We start from the raw sequence: 20,753 nt of genomic DNA, 5'->3' as shown, positions 1-20,753 counted from the left end.
AAATATGGTTTATCTGGTCCTTGTTTTGGGCCTGGTCATTTTATTGGCCGGTGGGAAATATTTAGTGGACGGTGCATCTGATCTTGCCGCAAGATTTGGTTTAAGCCCTGGATTGATCGGCCTGACTGTGGTAGCCTTTGGGACATCTGCTCCAGAATTGTTGGTAAGTATTAATGCTGCCCTCAAGGGAAACAGTGAAATTGCACTTGGCAATGTGATCGGATCCAATATTGCAAATATCAGCTTGGTTTTGGGGATTAGTGCTGTCTTATACCCGATTATTATCTATAAGTCTGTCTTGAAACTAGATTATTTAGCTACCCTTATATGTAGTATCCTTTTCTTTATATTGGCTTACAACGGGATTATTTCCAGGATGGAAGGAATTCTTCTTTTTGTGATCATGCTGTTTTTAAACTGGTATTTTTTCAAAAAATTAAGCAAAGTAGACGAAGAAATCATATCTGAAGAAGAAGTTGAGGAAATGATCAAAAAGACGCCCTTAGCCTATTCCCTATTCTTTTTTATATTGGGAGTCCTAGGTCTTTACTTTGGCTCAGACCTATTTGTAGACAGTGCAGTCAAAATTTCCGAAATTTTTGGAGTAAGTGAGAGGGTTATAGGTATCACAGTCATTGCCATAGGGACCAGTTTGCCGGAAATGGTGACATCTGTTATAGCTGCGATAAAAAAACAGACGGATATCGCCATTGGAAATATACTGGGAAGCAACATTATGAATATTCTTGCCATCATTGGTATCACCTCCATGATCAGTCCTATTCCTGTAGCAGACGTATTTCTAAAACAGGACTTTATTTGGATGGTGGGTATAACCATCCTATTATTCCCCATTCTTAGGTCGAAGCTTCAGATTTCAAGATGGGAGGGGTTACTTTTACTTGCAATCTATGGGGTTTACATTTATGCACTGCTATGATTACCTATCTCCTAAAATTTCTGGCAATTTGGTTCGCCTGCCTTTTCAAGTTCATAGCAGGTCCAGTTCTCGGTTCTGCTGCCAATTACAGTTTGCCTGAAATCATGCTTGTAACTGTAGGCGGCATGATGACTTCCGTTTTTTTTGTAACCTATTTGGGAGAATGGTTCAAGTCAAATTGGACATTAAAAGTCACTGAAAAAAAAATCACAAAACGGAAACGGACGATTGTCAAAACCTGGAAAAAATTTGGACCTGCAGGAATTGCGGCGCTCACCCCGGTCATCCTCACCCCAATTGGAGGTACAATCATACTCACAGCTTTCAATGTTAATAAAGCCAAGATTTTTACCTACATGCTGATCAGTTCCTTAATTTGGGCCTTTTTGTTTGGTATTTCTATCAATTGGATCCTTTCCATACCCTTTTTTGAGCAATTACTCCGGTAAAATCTCGTCTGGTAATATCTCTATATCCTGGATCAAAACCCTTTTGGCAATTTCCTGACCGGTAAGTGTGGCTGCTAAACCTCCCATCGCTGTTTCTTTATACCGGCTCTCCATACTTGCCCCAATTTCTCCCATAGCTTCCACACATTCATCTACAGGTATAACTGCACTTACCTGAGCCAAAGCGATCTGGGCGGAACTATTGGCTATGGCTGCGGCACTTGCATTTCTGACAACACAGGGTATTTCCACCAAACCGGCCACCGGGTCACAAACCAAACCCAACATACACTGTATGGTGATAGCGACTGCATTAAAAATCTGGTCAAAGTTGCCTCCCAGACAATGAACTATTGCTCCCGATGCCATTGCAGCAGCCGAACCGGTTTCTGCCTGACACCCTCCTACAGCTCCTGCCAAACTAGCCTTTTCTTCAATAATCAAGGCAATTCCAGCCCCTACCAAAAGACCTTCTAAAATTTTTCTGTCCGAAAGTCCATGAATTTCCTGTAAAGTATACAATGTTCCTGGAAGGATTCCTGAAGCTCCTGCAGTCGGGGCTGCTACAACCCTTCCCATACAGGAATTTACTTCTTTAGCTGCCAAGGCCCTGGAAATCAGTCGTTGAAACTCTGGAGATAACACGCTTACCGGGTGTCTGTAAACTTTTTTTGCCCCATTATTGATCATTCCAGACCTTGAGGTCATTTCTTCTTTTAGGCCGGTTTCTACAGCTTCTTTCATTACCGAATAAGCTTTTTGGAGCCCTTCCCAAATAGATTCCTCCGAATTTCCTTTTTGGGTAATTTCATATTCAATTACAGAATCAAAAATATTGATCTTTTTTTCTTCACAATAGGCCTTCCAGCCTTTAAAGCTTTCAAAAAGGTAACTCATGATTTTTGGTTTAATTTCATGCAATTTGGTCAAAACATTGACACAATGCAATGATTCCAAATTCCAAAAAAAAGCCCTGCAATATCAATGCAGGGCTTCTCAATAAATGTGATATTATCTGATATCCACAATCTTCGCTTTAAAAAGCAGGGGTTCAAAAGGCCTAGCTACCTGGGGTATATACGCCTTTTGAAACAAATCCCTTCTTACCTGAAATGGAAAGACTTGGGTAGATACTCCAAAAGCAAGATGGGAAGGAACCAAAACCTCAAATTCAGTATTATTGGTCAATCCTGTCATGGATAGGTTTAAAAATTCCAAATTTGACTCACTGCCCAAAGATATTTGTGTAGGACTGGTGGGATTCTTTCCTTCAGCTATTGGCTGCGTTTCGCCTAATTGATTCAAAGTGAAGGTAAAGCCTACAATATCACCATCTTCAGCGGGGGTACCTCCATTGGAAGCATTCAAAATTTTGATGTATAGTCCTTCTTCAGTCCTTTCGAATCCTGTCAATTCCTTTTCTTCCAGATAATTCAGAATCATCTCCTCCTCAATGGCTTTTATTTCTGCTTCAGAATATACTTTTGCATACTTAATCCTGATTTCCAAATTAGAGTTTGGCAATATCAGTTGTTGATAACTATAGTCCTGATAACCTAAATAAGAAGGGACATATAGGGTGAATACTTCCCCTTCTTTGGCCAGGCCTGAAGCAAAATTCATAGCCCTTGGAACAAGTCCCCCTTCTGAATGTTTGAAAATCTTGGGGTCTTTAGTTTCATCCAGATAACTATCGATCAATTGCCCGTTAATGGTTTTGATTTCATAATAAACCCCAATTATGTCATTGTTCACAATTTGATTGGAGTTGCTTGCAGATTCCTCTTTTACATAATAATAGCCCAAAGGAGTTTCAATTGCCTGTATGTTATTTCTTTCTAAATATTCTTTTACCAATCTATCATCCCTTTCAATTGCCTTTTCAAGATCTGATTCAAGACCTTCAAAACATGAACCTAACCCAAAAGTGGCTATTACCACCATAAATCCTAAAACTTTGCGCATTTGATTATTATTTTTTTAGTTGGAAATTCATTCTTAGATTAATCCCTCCAATAGAGAACTGCTGGCCCAAAAATGTCTGAGAGCCCACAGAGGTTTTGAAAAATGGTTCAAAGGAAACAAAGGTTCCGTTTTTGAGATTATGTTCATATCCAAGGCCAAAATTAATCATTTGACCAACATTTGAACCGCTATTTTCTTCAGTAGGTCTTAATGTTTCTGAAAACGTCTGTACCATATTCTGCGAACTTAAAGAGCCAGAAGTATTTAAATTGACAGCATTATAGGTAATTATGCTTCTTTGGTTAACATAAACCATACTTGAAACTCCGGAAACAAGGTATAGACCGGAAGCTTCTTTGTCCATTACCATAAATTTCAGATTTATGGGAACTTCAAGTTGACCGAATTTAAGTTCAGAATCTGTATTGATCAGGTTATTGCTCATGGTCATATTCGCGGCCCTGGAAGCATCCTCAGATTGGGAGGCCATTACATTTCTTAAATTGGTACCACCAGGAGTGATATTCTGATTGGCATAAGCCACTCCCAAGTCTAGCTTTAATCTTTTTGAAAAAGTAAATTCAGACATAAAACCGGCCCCTAAATTCATAGCCTGATTCGAATTAGATATGGTTTGAGGTGCCAGAAGCACACCCAACTTCACCGCTTTTTTTGTATCCTTGGTAACCAACTCTTTTTTATTATCCTTATCTAACCCGTCATAGAACCATTCCTGAATCAATTCATTGGCCTGTATTTCTTCTTCTACCCTTAAATCACTGACCAAAGGCTTGTTCAAGTCCCTCTCTTGATCTGAGGGGGAAAGAGTCCCTTCTGACGTTTCAATGGTTGTTTCAACCATTATCTTTTTTTCTTCAAGTTCAGCCAATGCGAACTGAGAAACTGGTTCTTTTTCAATTTCACCCCTTTCTAAAGTCTCTTTTGAATTTTTGTTTTGAATTACTTCTGTCAACTTTAATTTATTGTCATCCCCTATCTCTGATACTGTAGCTTGATTCATTATCAGCGAATCCTGACTATCAGAAGTTCCTGTATTCATTTCATTTGTTAAAGTGGCAAGTTCTTGTTCTGCAATTTTATTTTCTTGGGAAAAAAACAAAATCGTGAATCCTAATACCAATGCAAAAGAAGCCACCCACAAAATCCAAGTGTATTTTGCCGTCGAATTCTTTGGTTTAAAATACGCTGCTGAAAAGTTTTCCCAAGCTTTGGGATCAAAAGACTCTTCATGGTTGTCAAAGGAGTCTTTAATTTTTTCAACCAGCCGTTTATCGAACTGCTCCTTCATTTTTTATTTGGTTTTTTTCAATCACCTTTTCCCTAAGTTTTTGCTTGGCCCGAGCCAGGTATGTTCTTGAGGTACTTGCTGGTATCCCAAGTTGTTCACCTATTTCGCTGTGGGAATAACCCTCAATTTCATACATGTTGAATACCATCCTCAGCATTTCCGGTATACTTCTTAAAATCCCAAGAATATCCTCTTTTGACAATTGGCTGATGATTTCAGGTTCATAACTTTCTGCATCAGCCTTATCTATATCCATTACCGCGAAATACTTGACATTTTTCCTGTAGTAGTCAATGGAAGTATTGACCAAAATTCTTCTGAACCAGCCTTTGAAAGAATTTTTTTCGTCATGCTGTCCGAGTTTATCGAATACCTTCATGAAACTATCATTTACAATCTCGCAAGCCTCATCCCTGGAATTTGAATATCTCAAAGCAACGCTCATAGCATAGCCGTAGAAATGCCGGTAAAGCATTTCTATAGACTTTTTGTCTCCTTCTTTTGCTTTTTGGATGAGTAAATTTTCCAAATACGCTTGCTTTCTTTTGTAGGTATTTATGTAAAGACGTGATAGAAATAAAAATCGCTACAAAATTGATGAAAATAATTAATGGTAATTATTTTCATCCTCCTTAAATTATTTCAAAAATCTGGAATGATTCTGATTTTTAAAATTGATCTTTATAAATAATTCATTCCATGGAGTTTTTAATAGTAGGTTTAAACTCTTACATTTATTTTCAGTTTAATAACTTACAAGCCAAATTTGCGTTAAATTCCTTGGCCTGAGAAAAAAACATGAGATTTAGATTTATACTTACCTTAATTTTAACCTTTCAAAGTTTTGTCCTGTTTGCTCAGCGCGAGGACGCGGGAGATTATGAATATGACCGTGAGGTACTTTTTGGAATCAATAAAAACACCAACGGAGGGCTGATCGGTGCGCTTTCTCTTAAGCTGGGATATAGAATTGACGAATCGACATTTCAATTTTTCGGATTGGATCTAGCAAATGTGAAAAATCCAAAAGAAGTCCGGTACAATACCGTTTTAGGCAATTCCTATATATTTGGCAAATCAAACTACCTCTATGTCATACGCCCTTATTACGGAAGAGAATTGATATTATTCAAAAAAGCGCCTCAGCAGGGAGTACAGGTATCTTTATTGGGAGCTATTGGACCTTCCTTAGGCATCATCTCACCTTATATTATTGAATACTCCGTCAGTAGAGTGGAAACAGTCAGGGAACAATATGACCCAGAAGTCCATCAAAGCCGGTTTAATATTCTGGGACATGGTCGCCCATTTGAAGGTATGGGAGATGCTGAAATTGCTTTTGGGGGAAATGCAAAAGCAGCAGTTAATTTTGAATTTGGTGTTTTTAAATCAAATGTTACCGGATTGGAACTTGGATACCAATTGGAAGGTTTCACTAAAGAAATTCCACTGATGCCAACAACTGAAAACAGGCAGATTTTTCAATCGGTCTATTTTACCTTCTTCTACGGATTTAGGAAATAATTTGGGTTAATTGGTGCTTAGGAGTAATTTCGCAACATAAAAAACCAAAGAACATGATCGAACTACCCATAATATCCGAAGAGGCCAGCAAAAGAAAAAAACCGAATTGGTTGAGGGTGAAGCTGCCTGTCGGTAAAGAATATGCTAAAGTAAGAAAGTTAGTAGACGAACATAAACTCCATACGATTTGTGAAAGCGGAAATTGCCCAAATATGGGTGAGTGCTGGGGTGCTGGAACAGCAACTTTTATGATTCTTGGAAATGTCTGTACCAGGTCTTGTTCCTTTTGTGCGGTAGCTACAGGAAGACCGCCTGAATACGATACTGATGAACCAAGACGTGTTGCCGAAGCAATAAAACTCATGGGAGTAAAACACGCCGTGATCACCTCTGTAAATAGGGATGAACTCAAAGACCGGGGAGCTGAGATTTGGTACCAAACTGTAGTTGAAACCAAGAGATTATCGCCTCAAACAACTATTGAGACTTTAATCCCCGATGTGAAAGCCAATTGGGATGCGCTATACCGAATGATTTCAGGAGGTCAGGAGGTGGTTTCACACAACATGGAGACTGTGGAAAGCCTTTATAGAAGGGTAAGACCTCAAGCGAAATATTCCCGTTCCTTGGAACAGATTAAATTAACCAAGGAATTTGGGAAAAGGACAAAAACAGGAATCATGTTAGGTCTGGGAGAAACAAAAGATGAAGTATACAAGGCTATGGATGATCTGGCCCAACATGGCTGCGATATTTTAACCTTGGGGCAATATCTTCAACCCACCAAAATGCACATTGAAGTCGCAGAATTTATCCATCCGGATTTATTTTCGCATTACAGGGAGGAAGGATTAAAAAGAGGTATTAAATATGTAGAATCAGGACCTTTGGTAAGGTCATCTTATCATGCTGAAAGACATGTGAACGTATAAAAAAGAGGCTGTCCCTATTTATGAGACAGCCTCTTTTTGATTTCGAGCAATTATCTTAAGTAGGCAGATAACATCCAAACTACTTTTTCTTTAGCAGTAATATATTCACTCATTAAAGCAACCGTACCTTCATCCCCATGTTCAGCGGCAGTTTCTAAGGTAGACCGCTCTAATTTTAACAGCGTGTTCAGGTTATCCCTGATGATTTCTACCATTTTTTTTGCTTCTTGAATCTCCTTGGCCTCTTTGATCTCCGAATTTTCAATATATTCAGCAAAAGAAGAAAAAGGCCTTTCACCTAAGGTAAGAATCCTCTCTGCTGTCTCATCAATACCCAAATTTGCTTCATTATATAATTCTTCAAATTTGGCATGCAATTCAAAGAAATTAGGACCTGAAACATTCCAGTGAAAATTTCTTAAATTCTGATAATAAATTTCATAATTAGCCAATAGGCTGTTCAATTTATCCACCAAGACTTTGCTGTCTTTTATTTTTAATCCTATATCGTTTGTTCTCATAATACTTATATTTATGGTTTATATTTTCATTATTAATAGGATCAAAAACAAGGCCATTCGGTCCTAAAAAGAAAAATTGTCCGATTGATAATAACTATCAATAAATGGAGTTTTCTATTATGTTTACCAAAATTCAAACTTCTACATGAAGAATAGGCTTCAGGATTTTACTTATTTGAATCTTTACCAAAACAGCAACCAAATTAAATGGATTGTTGTGATTTGTTCAGTGGTCATTAGTTTTGGGTCTATTTTTTATACCAATAAATTGGTGGAAGAACTGAAAGAAAGGGAAAAAAGACAGATTGAATTATTGGCGAGAGCTTTGGAATACGCTTCCCTCTACACTGACAACCTGACTTTCATCAATCAGGAAATCATTCAACAAAACACCTCTATTCCTGTGATAGTGGTAGATAAAGAAGGAACCCCGATCGAATATAGAAATATAAATTTCCGAAAGAACAGCAGCGAGGAGGAGAAGAACGAAAAACTAGCCAAGGAGTTGGTCAAGATGAAAACTGAATATGACCCGATCCCCATAGAGGATGCCATGGTTTATTACAGAAACTCCGAATTATTGACCTCTCTGCGCTTCTATCCTTATGTTCAGTTATCTGTAATCCTTGTTTTTGGTTTCTTGGCCTATGCTGTATTTAACCAATCTAAAGTAGCCGAACAAAACAGGGTTTGGGCAGGTCTTACCAAAGAAACAGCGCATCAATTGGGAACACCCATCGCATCTCTTATGGCATGGATTGATTATTTAAGAAACTCGCCTGTTTGGGAGGAAAACAAGGAAGTGATCGAGGAAATGGACAAAGATGTGGTCAAATTACGTATGGTCACAGAGCGTTTTAGTTCTATTGGCAGCACACCTTCCATACAACCTGAAAATGTATTTTTGGTTATTGATGATGCAATCAATTACCTAAGGCCAAGGATTTCTTCCAAAGTTGAAATAAATATAAATGGCTATGCCAATCATATTGAGGCCTTGATCAATAAACCATTGTTCGAATGGGTAATTGAAAATATCTGTAAAAACGCAGTGGATGCCATGAAAGGGCAAGGCAGCATTTCCATCGACATCATTAAGGAAAGCGAAAAATTTGTCATCATCGATATTACGGATACAGGAAAGGGAATGGACAAGAAAATGTTCAAAAAAGTATTTATCCCCGGATTTACAACCAGACAAAGAGGTTGGGGATTGGGGTTGACCTTGGCCAAAAGAATTATAGAAGGATACCACAAAGGAAAAATTTTTGTCAAAAACTCTGAACTTGGTAAAGGAACAACTTTTAGAATTGTCCTTCAGGGAAGTAAGGATGGAATCAGTGAATTCAAAAGTGAGGATTTTGTAGGCCAAAGTATATAGTTCTCATCTTTGGAAAAAATCACGACTTAATATACGTATTTGTTTATATATATCCATTAAAGGATAAACCCTATAATTAATAATTTATCCATCCAAAAGCCAGTAACTATTTCACCCCCCTATTTCCTTCCCAAAGGAATAAGCCTTACCTTTGCAGGCTGAAAAATAGAGAATCAGGAGTTTAAATGGACTTGACCAAGGAAATACAAAAAAGAAGGACTTTTGCCATTATTGCCCACCCGGATGCTGGTAAGACTACTTTGACGGAAAAACTCCTCCTTTTTGGAGGAGCCATACAGACTGCAGGGGCAGTTAAATCCAACAAAATTGACACCGCCACCAAATCAGACTGGATGGAAATAGAGAAACAAAGAGGTATCTCTGTGGCCACTTCAGTGATGGGATTTGAGTATCAGGGGGTAAAAATTAATCTACTTGACACACCTGGACACCAGGACTTTGCAGAAGACACCTACAGGACCCTGACCGCAGTAGACTCCGTAATTATGGTGATTGATTGCGTGAAAGGGGTAGAGATCCAGACGGAAAAACTGATGGAAGTCTGTAGGATGAGAAATACTCCTGTAATCTGTTTTATCAATAAATTGGATAGAGAGGGAAGAGATCCCTATGAGCTTTTGGATGAAGTGGAAGAAAAACTCAACATAAAAGTACGCCCTTTATCCTGGCCAATAGGCATGGGTAAGGGATTTAAAGGGGTTTATAACCTTTATGATAAAAAGCTCAACCTATTTACACCAAGCCAAAGAAAACTCAGTGATGACCGTGTCGTTATCGAAAATCTTGAGGATAATAAACTGGATGAACTGATTGGTGGAAACAATGCCAAACAACTCAGGGAAGATGTAGAACTGATTGAGGGAGTTTACCCTGAATTCGACACCAAAGAGTATCTCGAAGGAAAGGTAGCTCCGGTCTTTTTTGGCTCAGCGGTCAACAATTTTGGAGTCAATGAAATGCTGGATACTTTTATCAGAATTGCCCCAGCCCCTAAAAGCAGGTTTACCGAGGAGCGTGAAGTAATGCCGGAAGAACCTAAGTTCTCTGGATTTATCTTTAAAATCCACGCCAATATGGACCCGAATCATAGAAACCGGATTGCATTTTTGAGAATCTGCTCGGGAAAATTTGAAAGAAACAAACCATACAACCATGTCAGAGGCCCCAAACCTCTCAGATTCTCCAATGTAACCCAGTTTATGGCCCAGGACAGAGAAATCGTAGATGAGGCATTTCCTGGAGATATCGTCGGCTTATATGATACCGGTAACCTGAAAATCGGAGATACCCTTACCGATGGAGAAAACATGACCTTTAAAGGAATCCCAAGCTTCTCCCCAGAAATCTTCAAGGAAGTGATCAACAAAGACGCCATGAAGACCAAACAGCTGGAAAAAGGCCTGAAGCAATTGATGGAAGAAGGGGTTGCCCAGTACTTCACCTATGAAATGGGAAACAGAAAAGTAGTAGGCACAGTTGGACAACTTCAGTTTGAGGTAATCCAGTTCCGCTTAAAAAATGAATACAATGCTTCGGTGGAGTTTGCCCCAATGAACTTGTATAAAGCATGTTGGATTAGCAGTAAGGATAAAAAACAGCTTGATGAATTTGTAAGGTCTAAAAACAGACATATTGCCCATGATAAAGACGGAAAATTGGTTTTTATGGCCGAATCCAGAGCTTGGTTGCAAATGGTGCAGGACAATTATCCTGAAATTGAATTCCATTTTACTTCCGAATTCTAAACAGAAATTAAATTTTATGCCGATTCAATGAATTACTTTTGCCATTTAATGGCGGGATAATTTTATTGTATATTTATTCCTGATTATGAGAAAGAAACCATTTACCGTAGTTTATGAAGACAACCACCTGTTGATAGTCAATAAGGCTGCAGGTATTTTGGTTCAAGGAGATAAAACCGGAGACAAAACCCTTACTGACTATTGTAAGAACTACATTGCTGAAAAATATCAGAAACCAGGAGCTGTTTTTTTACATCCTGTTCACCGGTTGGACAGACCGGTCAGCGGTTTGGTGGTTTTTGCCAGGACTTCCAAGGGGCTGGAGCGCATGATGGAGGTTTTCCGCAAAAGGGATATCCATAAGGTATACTGGGCAGTTGTTAAAAACAGACCCAAAGATGAATCCGGAAAACTCACCCATTGGCTGGTCAAAGATGAGCAGAAAAATTTCGTAACTGCCTACGATAAAGAAGTTCCGGGTTCCCAAAAAGCAGAATTGAATTACAAAACCTTAGGCAAGTTGAACGACCATTGGCTCTTGGAAGTGAGGCCTGTTTCTGGCAGACCACATCAGATCAGGGTACAATTGGCCTCTATGGGTTGCCCTATCCGGGGGGATATAAAATACGGTTTCCACAAGCCCAATCCGGATGGCAACATCAACCTCCATGCCTTCCATCTTGTATTTGTGCATCCAATCAAAAAAGAAAAACTCTATCTACGTGCTGCCTTGCCAGAAGAGGCTTTCTGGGAGCAGTATTTGGAATTTGAGCCAATAAAGGCTAAAGATCAGCACTTGGACAATACATTTAGTGGCTAATCCATTGTAATTATTTGGATAGAACTTCCATTTCTAGTTTTACTACCATATTATGCAAGTGAAAATAAAATTATCAAAAATGGCATTTTGGTTGAAAAATTTACAATACCTATAGCATTTGATGAATTAATGAATTGTTATGAAGGTCGGATTAATAAGTTAAGCTCAGAATAATTGGCCTCAAATTAATAGCAAACAATCCTTAAAAATGATGAAGTATTTTCAAAAAGTCCTTTTTGCATTGTTTATCGCTTTTTCAATTGATTCCTGTTCCCAAAAACAGGAACCCAAAACCATCTATTTAGTACGTCATGCTGAAAAGGTTTTGGTAGGAGACGATCCGGAACTGAGTGTAGCAGGTACTGCAAGAGCAAAAAAATTGGCCCAGATCCTGGCAGATAAAAATATCGACCATGCCTACAGTACCAATACCATCAGGACTATAGCTACCATTCAACCCTTGATGGATGCCCAAACAGGTTTATCCGTAGAAATATACGATGTTAAAAACCATGATGAACTGGTTAAAGACCTGAGGACCAGAAAAGGAAATGCGGTAGTAGTAGGCCATAGCAATACCATCCATCATGTTGTTAATTATTTTGTTCAGCAAGGTGAAAAATTCCCTGAATTACAGGATATAGAGTACGATTTTATATTTGTGGTCACCTTGGAAAAAGATGGCAGCTCCAAGGTAGAAAGGAAGGTATTCAAGGATTTCAATTAGTTGATTGTGGGTATTAATTCAGCAGGTTAATATGTTGGTTGAACAGTTTCAAAACCTTGTTTCCGAATTTTTATTGTATTGTATCGTATTTTAAAAATCTAAGCTCTAGTCTCCTGCTTTTTTCTAATCCACAATCCTTACTTCAATTCCCATTTCCTCTAATTTTTCAAGGTAAAGCTCCGGGATACCTGCATCGGTAATGATCATATCCACATCCTCAAGGTTGCAGATTTTGCCAAATCCTTTTTTCCCAAATTTACTTGAATCTGCAAGGACAATGGTCTTTTGAACACCTTTCATCATCTGAGCATTCAGATGGGCTTCCATCATGTGGGAGGTGGTCAATCCATAATCCAGACTGATGCCATCAACACTCAAAAAAAGCTTCGAACAGACAAACTGCTGCAGCATTTCTTCTGCATAGTGCCCTACTACCGAGCTGCTGCTTTTTCTTACCACACCACCTAATTGCACAATCTCAACCTCAGAGGCATCTATCAAAGCCAAGGTAACATTCATTGCAGCGGTTAAAACAGTTAATTTTTTGTTTTTGGGAATAGCCTGTGCAAATGCTACAACAGTAGTGCCCGAACCTATAATAATGGCATCATCCTCATCCACCAAGTCCTTTGCAACCAAAGCGATTTTGGTTTTTTCCTCCACCTTGACCAATTTTTTTTCACTGACAGAACGGTCATTGACATAAGGGGAAAGAGGTGTTGCCGATCCATGGGAGCGGTAAAGCAAACCTTTATCTTCAAGAATCTTGAGATCTTTGCGGATGGTCACCATGGTTACCTCCAATTCCTTGCTCAACTCAGCCACGCTGACAAAACCGCTTTTATTTAACTCGTCTAAAATGTGCTTATGCCGTTCTGCAATTGTCATGTCACTTTCTTTTCAACTTAAAATTAAATCAAATAATTAGCAAAAGAAACATAAACTAGATAAAATCTTTATTTTTTCTTTCTTTTTATTTTCTTTTATTTCTATTTTCTATATTTTTGAAATAAAACAATAAAAAATGGATAGGATAAAAAACCTAAAACGAATCGAAGAGAAAGGAAAATTGTGGGATATTGCTGTTATCGGTGGTGGAGCTTCCGGGTTAGGGGTGGCTTTGGATGCTTTATCAAGGGGATTATCCGTAGTATTGGTAGAAAAAGCAGATTTTGCCAAAGGTACTTCGAGCCGTAGCACCAAATTGGTACATGGTGGGGTGCGTTATTTGGCACAAGGTGACATCATGCTGGTTTTTGAAGCCTTAAAAGAAAGGGGAAGGTTATTAAAAAATGCACCTCATCTCACTTATAACCAACCTTTTATCATTCCAGTCTATACACTTTTTGATAAACTTCAGTACAGTATTGGCCTTAAAATCTATGACTGGATGGCAGGGCGATTACGTCTAGGAAAATCCAGGTTCATATCCAGAGAAGAGACAATAAAAAGACTCCCCCAAATCAAACAAAAAGGGCTGAAGGGAGGCGTGGTCTATCATGACGGACAGTTTGACGATGCAAGATTGGCATTAAGTATTGCCATGACCTGTGACAATATGGGGGGATGTATGTTGAATTACATGAAGGTCACTGATTTATTGAAAGACCAAAATGGAGAAATTAACGGTATCCAAGTAAGGGATGAACTCAATGAAGAAAAATATAAAATAGTTGCAAAAATGGTGGTCAATGCCACGGGTGTTTTTGCTGACAAAATACTTCAGATGGATCAACCTGCTGCACCAAAAAGTATTCAACCATCTCAAGGAATCCATTTGGTATTGGAGCAAAGTTTCCTTGGGGGAAAGGATGCACTAATGATCCCCAAGACATCCGATGGAAGGGTTTTATTTGCTGTGCCCTGGCAGGGTAAACTGGTAGTTGGCACTACAGATACTTTAAGGGAAAAAGCCAAATTGGAGCCCGAAGCCTTAAGCAAAGAGGTAGATTTTGTTTTAAAAACAGCAGAAGCATATCTCAGCAAGGCGCCTTCAAGACAAGATGTAAAGGCAGTTTTTGCAGGTTTGCGTCCTTTGGCAGCACCAAAAGAAGGAAGTACCAAAACCAAAGAAATTTCCCGGTCGCATAAAGTAATTGTTTCAGAAAGCAAACTGGTATCTATTACGGGAGGAAAATGGACCACTTTTCGGAAAATGGGAGAAGATACAGTTAACCATTTCACAGAGGTAACCGGTGAAATCCTCAAGCCGAGCACTTCTGCTGATATTCGATACCATGGATACACTGTCAAACCCAAACCTGGTCATTGGCGAAGCTATGGAACCGATGCAGACGAGATCCTGGATGTAATCAAAAAACAACCTGATTTGGGAGAAAAACTACACCCTGATTATCCTTACACTCAAGCCGAAGTAATATGGAGTACCCGTCATGAAATGGCAAAAAATGTAGATGACATTTTAGGAAGAAGGATTCGGATATTGTTTCTGGATGCCAAAGCCGCTTTAGAAATGGCTCCAAAAGTGGCTGAATTAATGGCTAAAGAACTAGGAAAAGATTCGTCCTGGATAGATAAGGAACTGATAGATTTTCAAAAATTGGCAGCTAAATATGTTTTGAAGTAATTGGGAAGATGCTTATTGTAAAAAGAATTTGGTGGTAAATAATTCTCATTGGCCCCTTAAGATCTCAAAAAGAATCAAAGTTGAAAATTGAAAACAATACTTTTTATCAGTACAATTAGAAAAGGAATTTTAACACAAAAAACCACGTATTTAAAATGAAAAAATCAGTACTTATTACTGCCATTTTATTCCTTCAATTTATGAATCCGGCAAATACCCAAACAATCGAATCATTGAAAGAGGAATTACCCCCATACTTTTCGATTCTTACTACCTGGGGCGTAAGGCCTGAATGGGATGAAAATTCGGAAAACATTTATTTTTTAAATAAACTGGTGGGGGATGTTTTTAAGATCAATATTGCTACCCGTGAGGTATCTCAAGTAACTTCTGGCTTTTATCATGGTGGCATTCATCGTGTTTTATGTTTATCCAATGGAGATTTACTGCTGGCTATGGGTTCAAATATTTTTAACGCTACCAACCCCGAAAAAGACAGACATTCCGGACTGGGTTTATATGTACTCACCAAAGACAACCCCAATAGTCCTTATCCCTTAAATGCTTACTGTGACGAAGGTCCTGCCGTGTCAAAAAACAGTATGAAGATAGCCTGGACGCTTCAAGAACAAAGAGAAATAAAAACCGGCGAGATAATTTATGAGGGAGGGGTACCCCGCCTGGAAGATATACAAACAGTTATTTCTTACAAGGATTCATCCGATTATGTCCGGTTGGAAACCCAGGATTTCAGACCACCTTTGAATGAGGAACTTATCTACACTCATTATTGGGGTGATGCAAAAGATCAGTATTACAATTCGCAAGTGTTTGGCTTCAATCTAAAGACAAAAGAAACGATCAAGTATACCGATTTACCCAATAGCTATAATGAAGCAGAAGGTATTTTCCCAGATGGAAATTATATGGCCATAGAAAGTGACCGGCACCAACCAATGGAAGAAAGAAACAAATACAAACTCGATATTTACAAATTAAAGTTGGATGGCAGTGGAGATGTGGAAAGATTGGCAGATTTCTCTACCCGATATTTAAATAAAATAAAATCAGACAATCCAGTAGTGAATAAACATGGAAATATAATTGCCCATCAGTTTGGATTTCAGAAAGGGGCTGGGGATGGCAGAGGTATTTTCCTGTTTGATTTGGAACTTTATGAAAAATATAAAAAGAAGGAAAATTAGAAAAACCCCAGTGAAAAGAACTATTGTATTTCTACCTTATTTCTATAATTTATCACTATCTAATCCATTCAATCGGTAAATCAACTATTGAAATAATCAACCAATAACCAAATAACCAAACCTTATGTCCCAATACATCCTCTCCCTTGACCAAGGGACAACAAGTTCGAGAGCAATTATTTTCAATAAAAAAGGTCAGATTGTATCTGTGGCCCAAAAGGATTTCAAACAGCATTTCCCAAAATCAGGTTGGGTTGAGCATGACCCACAGGAAATCTGGACAAGCCAATCCTCAGTGATGATTGAGTCCCTGGCCAATCAAGGTCTTAAAGCTGTGGATATCGCTGCCATCGGAATCACCAACCAAAGAGAGACTACCATTCTTTGGGACAGGAAAACAGGCAAAGCCATTTACAATGCTATCGTGTGGCAGGATAGAAGAACTGCTTCTTATTGTGATGAACTCAAAGCAAAAGGAAAGGCTGACTTGATCGCCGAAAAAACCGGATTGATATTGGACGCGTATTTCTCAGCCACTAAAATCAAATGGATATTGGACCATGTGGATGGAGCAAGAGAGAAGGCAGAAAATGGGGAACTGGCTTTCGGGACTATTGACACCTGGCTGGTTTGGAAACTTACAGGAGGCAATACCCATGTCACAGATATTACCAATGCCAGCCGTACCATGATTTACAATATCCATGAAAAAAAATGGGAAAGAGATTTATTGGCTTTGTTTGATATACCCGAGTCTATTTTACCTCAGGTAAAATCATCCTCTGAAATCTATTGTGAGACCTCTGGAGACATATTATCCCATAAAATCCCCATTGCGGGAATTGCAGGAGACCAGCAGGCCGCCTTATTTGGGCAACTTTGTACCCAACCTGGAATGGCCAAGACAACCTACGGTACTGGTTGCTTTTTAGTCATGAACACAGGTGAGAAGCCTGTAAGATCAAACAACCAATTGTTGACTACAGTAGCCTGGGAGGTAAATGGGAAGGTAAATTATGCTTTGGAAGGTTCGGTATTTATTGGCGGAGCTGCGATTCAATGGTTACGGGATGGGATTGAACTCTTTGGCCATGCCAAAGAAAGTGAGAAGCTGGCCATAAGCCTTGAAGACAATGACGGGGTTTACTTTGTACCTGCGCTGGCAGGCTTGGGAGCACCCCACTGGGACCAAAATGCGAGAGGGGCATTTTTCGGGATCACCAGAGGTACCACGATTGCCCATATGACCCGGGCAGCGCTAGAGGCTATTGCCTATCAGGTTTATGACGTGATCAAAGCTATGGAGAAAGACAGCGGTGAACCCACTAAGGAACTCCGGGTAGATGGTGGAGCAACTGCCAATAATTTCCTGATGCAATTTCAGGCAGATATCCTAGGTTGCAGAATCCAGCGTCCAAAAATTATAGAGACCACTGCCTTAGGGGCTGCATTTTTAGCTGGGTTGGCTGTAGGGTTTTGGAAAGACGAAGAAGAGTTAAAATCCCTTTGGGAGTCAGATAAAACCTTTGAACCCCAAATGAATGCTGGAAAAGTCGCACATTTTTTACATTTTTGGAATAAAGCTGTTGAAAGGTCAAAAAACTGGGTAGAATAATGGATGTATTTGTAGCAGAATTTGTAGGCACATCACTTCTCATAGCAATGGGTTCAGGTGTTGTGGCCAATGTAGTCCTTAATCAAACCAAAGGCAATGGCAGTGGTTGGATCGTCATCACCACAGCATGGGCATTGGGTGTATTTATCGGTGTGGTGGTAGCTGGACCTTATAGTGGTGCGCATTTGAACCCTGCGGTTAGTATCGCCTTGGCCATTACCGGAGATTTTGCCTGGGCTTTGGTACCCAAATATATACTAGCCCAAGTTTTGGGTGCCATGTTTGGTAGTGGGATAGCCTGGTTGGTTTATAAGGATCACTTTGATGCCACCAATGACCCTGGATCGAAATTTGCTCCATTTGCCACTGCCCCTGCCATACGGAACTTACCTTCCAATCTGATATCAGAAATTGTAGGAACCTCGGTTCTCATTATTGTGATCCTTTATTCAACTGAACCGGTAATTCAGGATGGTAATGATACCCCCATCGGAATGGGATCATTAGGCGCATTGCCCGTAGCATTTTTGGTTTGGGTAATCGGTCTGGCCCTAGGAGGTACAACAGGTTATGCCATCAACCCAGCCCGGGACCTTGGACCTAGGATCATGCACCAAATCCTCCCTATCAAAGGCAAAGGCAGCAGTGATTGGGCCTACAGTTGGGTTCCGGTATTGGGCCCGATTTTAGGTGCAGCCATAGCTGCTGGGATTTATTTACTGTTGGGCGTTGGAGGTATTGTGTGATTAGTGGCAAGACGAAAGAAACAAGATTCTATTCATAAGTTTTGATTTTTACCAAGTACCAATTACGATGTACCAAGAAAAAAGAAGGGGGATTTCCAAAGGGTGGAAACACTGGAAAGATTTGGATTATTTGGAAAAGCAAATAATTCTGTACAAATTAGGGATTTAACTCCTAATTTGTACAGAATGGAAATTCTAAATAGAAAGTTATTCCAGAAGGCAGATTCTTTATTGAATAAGTTTCCATTTTTAGCCATTACTGGTCCAAGACAGTCTGGAAAAACAACGTTTGCCAAATCGCTAAAACCAAAATATAAATATGTAAATCTTGAGTTGCCAGAATTAAGAAGTTTTGCTCAAAGTGATCCTTTAGGATTTTTAAAAAGCTATCAGGACGGAGTAATACTAGATGAAGTACAAAGGGTTCCTGAATTATTTTCCTATTTGCAAGTAATAAGCGACCAAAGAAATAAAGTGGGTGAATATATCTTAACAGGTTCACAGAATTTTCTTCTTTCCAATAATATTTCGCAGTCACTTGCAGGTAGGATAGCCATTCTAAACCTTCTCCCATTTTCATGGGAAGAAATAGCTAAAAATACTCAATTAGAATCCTGGGAAGGTTTTGCCCTTGCAGGTGGATATCCAAGAAAACACATGTATAATATAGAACCAAGCGATTTTTATCCAAATTACATACAAACCTATATTGAAAGGGATGTAAGACAAATTTTGAACATTAAAGATCTGGTTATTTTTCAGAAATTCATGCAGTTATTAGCTGGCAGAACTGGACAACTATTTAATCAAAGCAGTTTTTCCAATGAATTAGGGATAGACCAAAAAACAGTAAACTCTTGGCTTTCTGTACTTGAGGCAACATTTATAGCCTTCCGTTTACCCAGTTATTTTAGGAGTTTTAACAAAAGAATTATTAAAACTCCTAAAATATATTTCTATGACACTGGAATAGCTTGTAGTTTATTGGGAATCAAAACAAATAATGATTTAGCAATTCATTTTGCCAAAGGGCCAATTTTTGAGAATTTAATTATTACAGAAATTATGAAAAGTGAACTGAATAAAGGTGAAATCCCAAATATTTATTATTGGAGAGATAACCATCAAAATGAAGTTGACCTGATTATGGAAAAAGGAGGCAATGTGATAGCGTATGAACTCAAATCCTCTGAAACTTTTCATACAGACTTTCTCAAAGGGCTGAAATATTTCCAAAAACTGGCACCTGAGACTTTTCCTATGCTTATATATGCAGGTAACCTACATCTAGAGCGGGAAGGAATCCAAATTAGAAATTGGAAAGATTTAAACTGAAATGAATTTTTTTCATATCCATTGAAATAGGATAAAAAAACAATAACAATAAGATTTACAATCTATTAAAATACAACTAAATCGGATGATTAATTCGGAATATCTCATTAAGAAATTGCAAAATTTCAAAAGTAGTTTTCCCAAATCCGCCCTTCGAAATCCAAAATTCTTTTTTCTTGCATCTTATGTCTTGAGTCTTGTCTCTTAACTCTCGAAACTTGAATCAAAATCACCTTTTCCCCTCCCAGGGCACATATACCACTTTCTTGGTGTCAAAAAATTCTTCTTTGAAATAATCGTCAAGATGATAGGTCACATAGCTTACAGGCCTTTCTTCCATCTCTTCATCCACAGCTCCACCCTTTAAAAGAAGTATTCCATTTGGAAATTCATTGAAATCTTCCTTCCTGAATTTTCCTTTTACCCAAGGATAAAAATTGGCAAATCGGGTTACCGCCCTACTCACAATAAAATCATACTTTCTTACCAATTCTTCAGCTCTGGTTTGTTGGGCTTCTACATTGGAGAGCTTCAATTGCCTGGCAATATCCTTGACAACAGCAATCTTTTTCCCAATGGAATCCACCAAATGGAAATGGGTTTCCGGAAACATAATTGCCAAAGGTATTCCTGGAAATCCTCCTCCGGTTCCGATATCCAATACTTTTGTCCCAGGCTGGAATGAAATCACCTTGGCTATCCCCAAAGAATGCAGCACATGCTTCTCATAAAAATGCTCCATATCTTTTCTACTGATCACATTGATTTTCTCATTCCATTCTTCATATAAGGGCTTTAATCTCGCAAACTTTTCTCTTTGTGTTTCGCTAAGATCAGGAAAGTATTTGAGGATGATGTCCATGGGATATTTTTATTGTGACACAAAATTAAGGTTTTATACTAAAAGACCTGTCGGTATTCTATACCGCCA

General features: G+C 38.8%; 20 protein-coding genes. 13 read left to right on the top strand and 7 right to left on the bottom strand.

Going from position 1 to position 20,753, the window contains the following annotated elements; all coding sequences use genetic code 11:
• Nucleotides 1–4: 4 nt before the first annotated feature.
• Both ACFSKV_RS01805 and ACFSKV_RS01800 read left to right on the top strand, forming a co-directional pair.
• Nucleotides 5–940 (top strand): calcium/sodium antiporter, encoded by a 936-nt coding sequence (locus ACFSKV_RS01805; RefSeq protein WP_380799914.1) that lies wholly within the window; start codon nucleotides 5–7, stop codon nucleotides 938–940.
• Nucleotides 937–1,389: a hypothetical protein gene (locus ACFSKV_RS01800; protein WP_380799912.1), complete on the top strand. Its 453-nt coding sequence runs from the start codon at nucleotides 937–939 to the stop codon at nucleotides 1,387–1,389. Before ACFSKV_RS01805 ends, ACFSKV_RS01800 begins: the two co-directional genes overlap by 4 nt.
• Here the strand turns inward: ACFSKV_RS01800 and sdaAA are convergent.
• The 4 genes from sdaAA to ACFSKV_RS01780 form a co-directional block, all read right to left on the bottom strand.
• Nucleotides 1,378–2,286: an L-serine ammonia-lyase, iron-sulfur-dependent, subunit alpha gene (gene sdaAA / locus ACFSKV_RS01795; protein ID WP_380799911.1), complete on the bottom strand. Its 909-nt coding sequence runs from the start codon at nucleotides 2,284–2,286 to the stop codon at nucleotides 1,378–1,380. The two genes, ACFSKV_RS01800 and sdaAA, sit on opposite strands and share 12 nt — an antisense overlap.
• Nucleotides 2,287–2,400: 114 nt before the next feature.
• Nucleotides 2,401–3,354, bottom strand: a complete 954-nt coding sequence (locus tag ACFSKV_RS01790) for an FKBP-type peptidyl-prolyl cis-trans isomerase (protein ID WP_380799910.1) — start codon at nucleotides 3,352–3,354, stop codon at nucleotides 2,401–2,403.
• A 7-nt stretch (nucleotides 3,355–3,361) separates the two neighbouring features.
• Nucleotides 3,362–4,663 (bottom strand): hypothetical protein, encoded by a 1,302-nt coding sequence (locus tag ACFSKV_RS01785; RefSeq protein ID WP_380799909.1) that lies wholly within the window; start codon nucleotides 4,661–4,663, stop codon nucleotides 3,362–3,364.
• The gene (locus ACFSKV_RS01780; RefSeq protein WP_380799908.1) at nucleotides 4,644–5,192 is read right to left on the bottom strand and encodes an RNA polymerase sigma factor; all 549 of its coding nucleotides are present in this window, start codon (nucleotides 5,190–5,192) and stop codon (nucleotides 4,644–4,646) included. Before ACFSKV_RS01780 ends, ACFSKV_RS01785 begins: the two co-directional genes overlap by 20 nt.
• 269 nt (nucleotides 5,193–5,461) lie before the next feature.
• On the opposite strand from ACFSKV_RS01780, the gene ACFSKV_RS01775 reads away from it, so the two are divergent.
• Nucleotides 5,462–6,187: a hypothetical protein gene (locus tag ACFSKV_RS01775; RefSeq protein WP_380799905.1), complete on the top strand. Its 726-nt coding sequence runs from the start codon at nucleotides 5,462–5,464 to the stop codon at nucleotides 6,185–6,187.
• A 53-nt stretch (nucleotides 6,188–6,240) separates the two neighbouring features.
• Entirely contained in the window at nucleotides 6,241–7,119 is an 879-nt protein-coding gene (lipA, locus tag ACFSKV_RS01770; RefSeq protein ID WP_380799903.1) for a lipoyl synthase, read from the top strand.
• 50 nt (nucleotides 7,120–7,169) lie between these two features.
• Here lipA and ACFSKV_RS01765 read toward each other — a convergent pair whose 3' ends face one another.
• Complete coding sequence (locus tag ACFSKV_RS01765) at nucleotides 7,170–7,640, bottom strand: Dps family protein (RefSeq protein WP_380799901.1); 471 nt, start codon at nucleotides 7,638–7,640, stop codon at nucleotides 7,170–7,172.
• 145 nt (nucleotides 7,641–7,785) lie between these two features.
• Here ACFSKV_RS01765 and ACFSKV_RS01760 point away from each other — a divergent pair, with 145 nt between their 5' ends.
• The 4 genes from ACFSKV_RS01760 (at nucleotide 7,786) to ACFSKV_RS01745 (ending at nucleotide 12,334) form a co-directional block, all read left to right on the top strand.
• The gene (locus ACFSKV_RS01760; RefSeq protein ID WP_380799899.1) at nucleotides 7,786–9,021 is read left to right on the top strand and encodes a sensor histidine kinase; all 1,236 of its coding nucleotides are present in this window, start codon (nucleotides 7,786–7,788) and stop codon (nucleotides 9,019–9,021) included.
• Nucleotides 9,022–9,206: 185 nt separating this feature from the next.
• On the top strand, nucleotides 9,207–10,787 hold the full coding sequence (locus ACFSKV_RS01755) for a peptide chain release factor 3 (RefSeq protein WP_380799896.1): 1,581 nt from the start codon (nucleotides 9,207–9,209) through the stop codon (nucleotides 10,785–10,787).
• A gap of 85 nt (nucleotides 10,788–10,872) precedes the next feature.
• Nucleotides 10,873–11,607: an RluA family pseudouridine synthase gene (locus ACFSKV_RS01750; RefSeq protein ID WP_380799895.1), complete on the top strand. Its 735-nt coding sequence runs from the start codon at nucleotides 10,873–10,875 to the stop codon at nucleotides 11,605–11,607.
• A 208-nt stretch (nucleotides 11,608–11,815) separates the two neighbouring features.
• On the top strand, nucleotides 11,816–12,334 hold the full coding sequence (locus tag ACFSKV_RS01745; protein WP_380799894.1) for a phosphoglycerate mutase family protein: 519 nt from the start codon (nucleotides 11,816–11,818) through the stop codon (nucleotides 12,332–12,334).
• Between the two features lie 123 nt (nucleotides 12,335–12,457).
• On the opposite strand, the gene ACFSKV_RS01740 is transcribed toward ACFSKV_RS01745, so the two are convergent.
• Entirely contained in the window at nucleotides 12,458–13,222 is a 765-nt protein-coding gene (locus tag ACFSKV_RS01740; RefSeq protein WP_380799892.1) for a DeoR/GlpR family DNA-binding transcription regulator, read from the bottom strand.
• Nucleotides 13,223–13,358: 136 nt separating this feature from the next.
• Here ACFSKV_RS01740 and ACFSKV_RS01735 point away from each other — a divergent pair, with 136 nt between their 5' ends.
• The 5 genes from ACFSKV_RS01735 to ACFSKV_RS01715 all read left to right on the top strand — a co-directional run bounded on the left by ACFSKV_RS01735 (nucleotide 13,359) and on the right by ACFSKV_RS01715 (nucleotide 19,822).
• Nucleotides 13,359–14,921 carry a glycerol-3-phosphate dehydrogenase/oxidase gene (locus tag ACFSKV_RS01735; RefSeq protein WP_380799890.1) on the top strand — a complete coding sequence of 521 codons (1,563 nt, stop codon included), beginning with the start codon at nucleotides 13,359–13,361 and terminating at the stop codon, nucleotides 14,919–14,921.
• Nucleotides 14,922–15,076: 155 nt separating this feature from the next.
• Nucleotides 15,077–16,126 carry a TolB-like translocation protein gene (locus ACFSKV_RS01730; protein WP_380799889.1) on the top strand — a complete coding sequence of 350 codons (1,050 nt, stop codon included), beginning with the start codon at nucleotides 15,077–15,079 and terminating at the stop codon, nucleotides 16,124–16,126.
• 124 nt (nucleotides 16,127–16,250) lie between these two features.
• The gene (gene glpK, locus ACFSKV_RS01725; protein ID WP_380799887.1) at nucleotides 16,251–17,741 is read left to right on the top strand and encodes a glycerol kinase GlpK; all 1,491 of its coding nucleotides are present in this window, start codon (nucleotides 16,251–16,253) and stop codon (nucleotides 17,739–17,741) included.
• Nucleotides 17,741–18,487 carry an MIP/aquaporin family protein gene (locus ACFSKV_RS01720; protein WP_380799885.1) on the top strand — a complete coding sequence of 249 codons (747 nt, stop codon included), beginning with the start codon at nucleotides 17,741–17,743 and terminating at the stop codon, nucleotides 18,485–18,487. Before glpK ends, ACFSKV_RS01720 begins: the two co-directional genes overlap by 1 nt.
• A 186-nt stretch (nucleotides 18,488–18,673) precedes the next feature.
• The gene (locus ACFSKV_RS01715; RefSeq protein ID WP_380799884.1) at nucleotides 18,674–19,822 is read left to right on the top strand and encodes an ATP-binding protein; all 1,149 of its coding nucleotides are present in this window, start codon (nucleotides 18,674–18,676) and stop codon (nucleotides 19,820–19,822) included.
• A 229-nt stretch (nucleotides 19,823–20,051) separates the two neighbouring features.
• On the opposite strand, the gene rsmG is transcribed toward ACFSKV_RS01715, so the two are convergent.
• Nucleotides 20,052–20,684, bottom strand: coding sequence for a 16S rRNA (guanine(527)-N(7))-methyltransferase RsmG (rsmG, locus tag ACFSKV_RS01710; protein WP_380799883.1), 633 nt, complete (start codon nucleotides 20,682–20,684; stop codon nucleotides 20,052–20,054).
• Nucleotides 20,685–20,753: the final 69 nt, after the last annotated feature.

Origin of the sequence: Shivajiella indica (assembly GCF_042683085.1) — a bacterium.
Taxonomy (GTDB): domain Bacteria; phylum Bacteroidota; class Bacteroidia; order Cytophagales; family Cyclobacteriaceae; genus Shivajiella; species Shivajiella indica.
The sequence above is the reverse complement of the archived record's forward strand: the minus strand, read 5'-3'. Positions and strand labels throughout refer to the sequence as shown.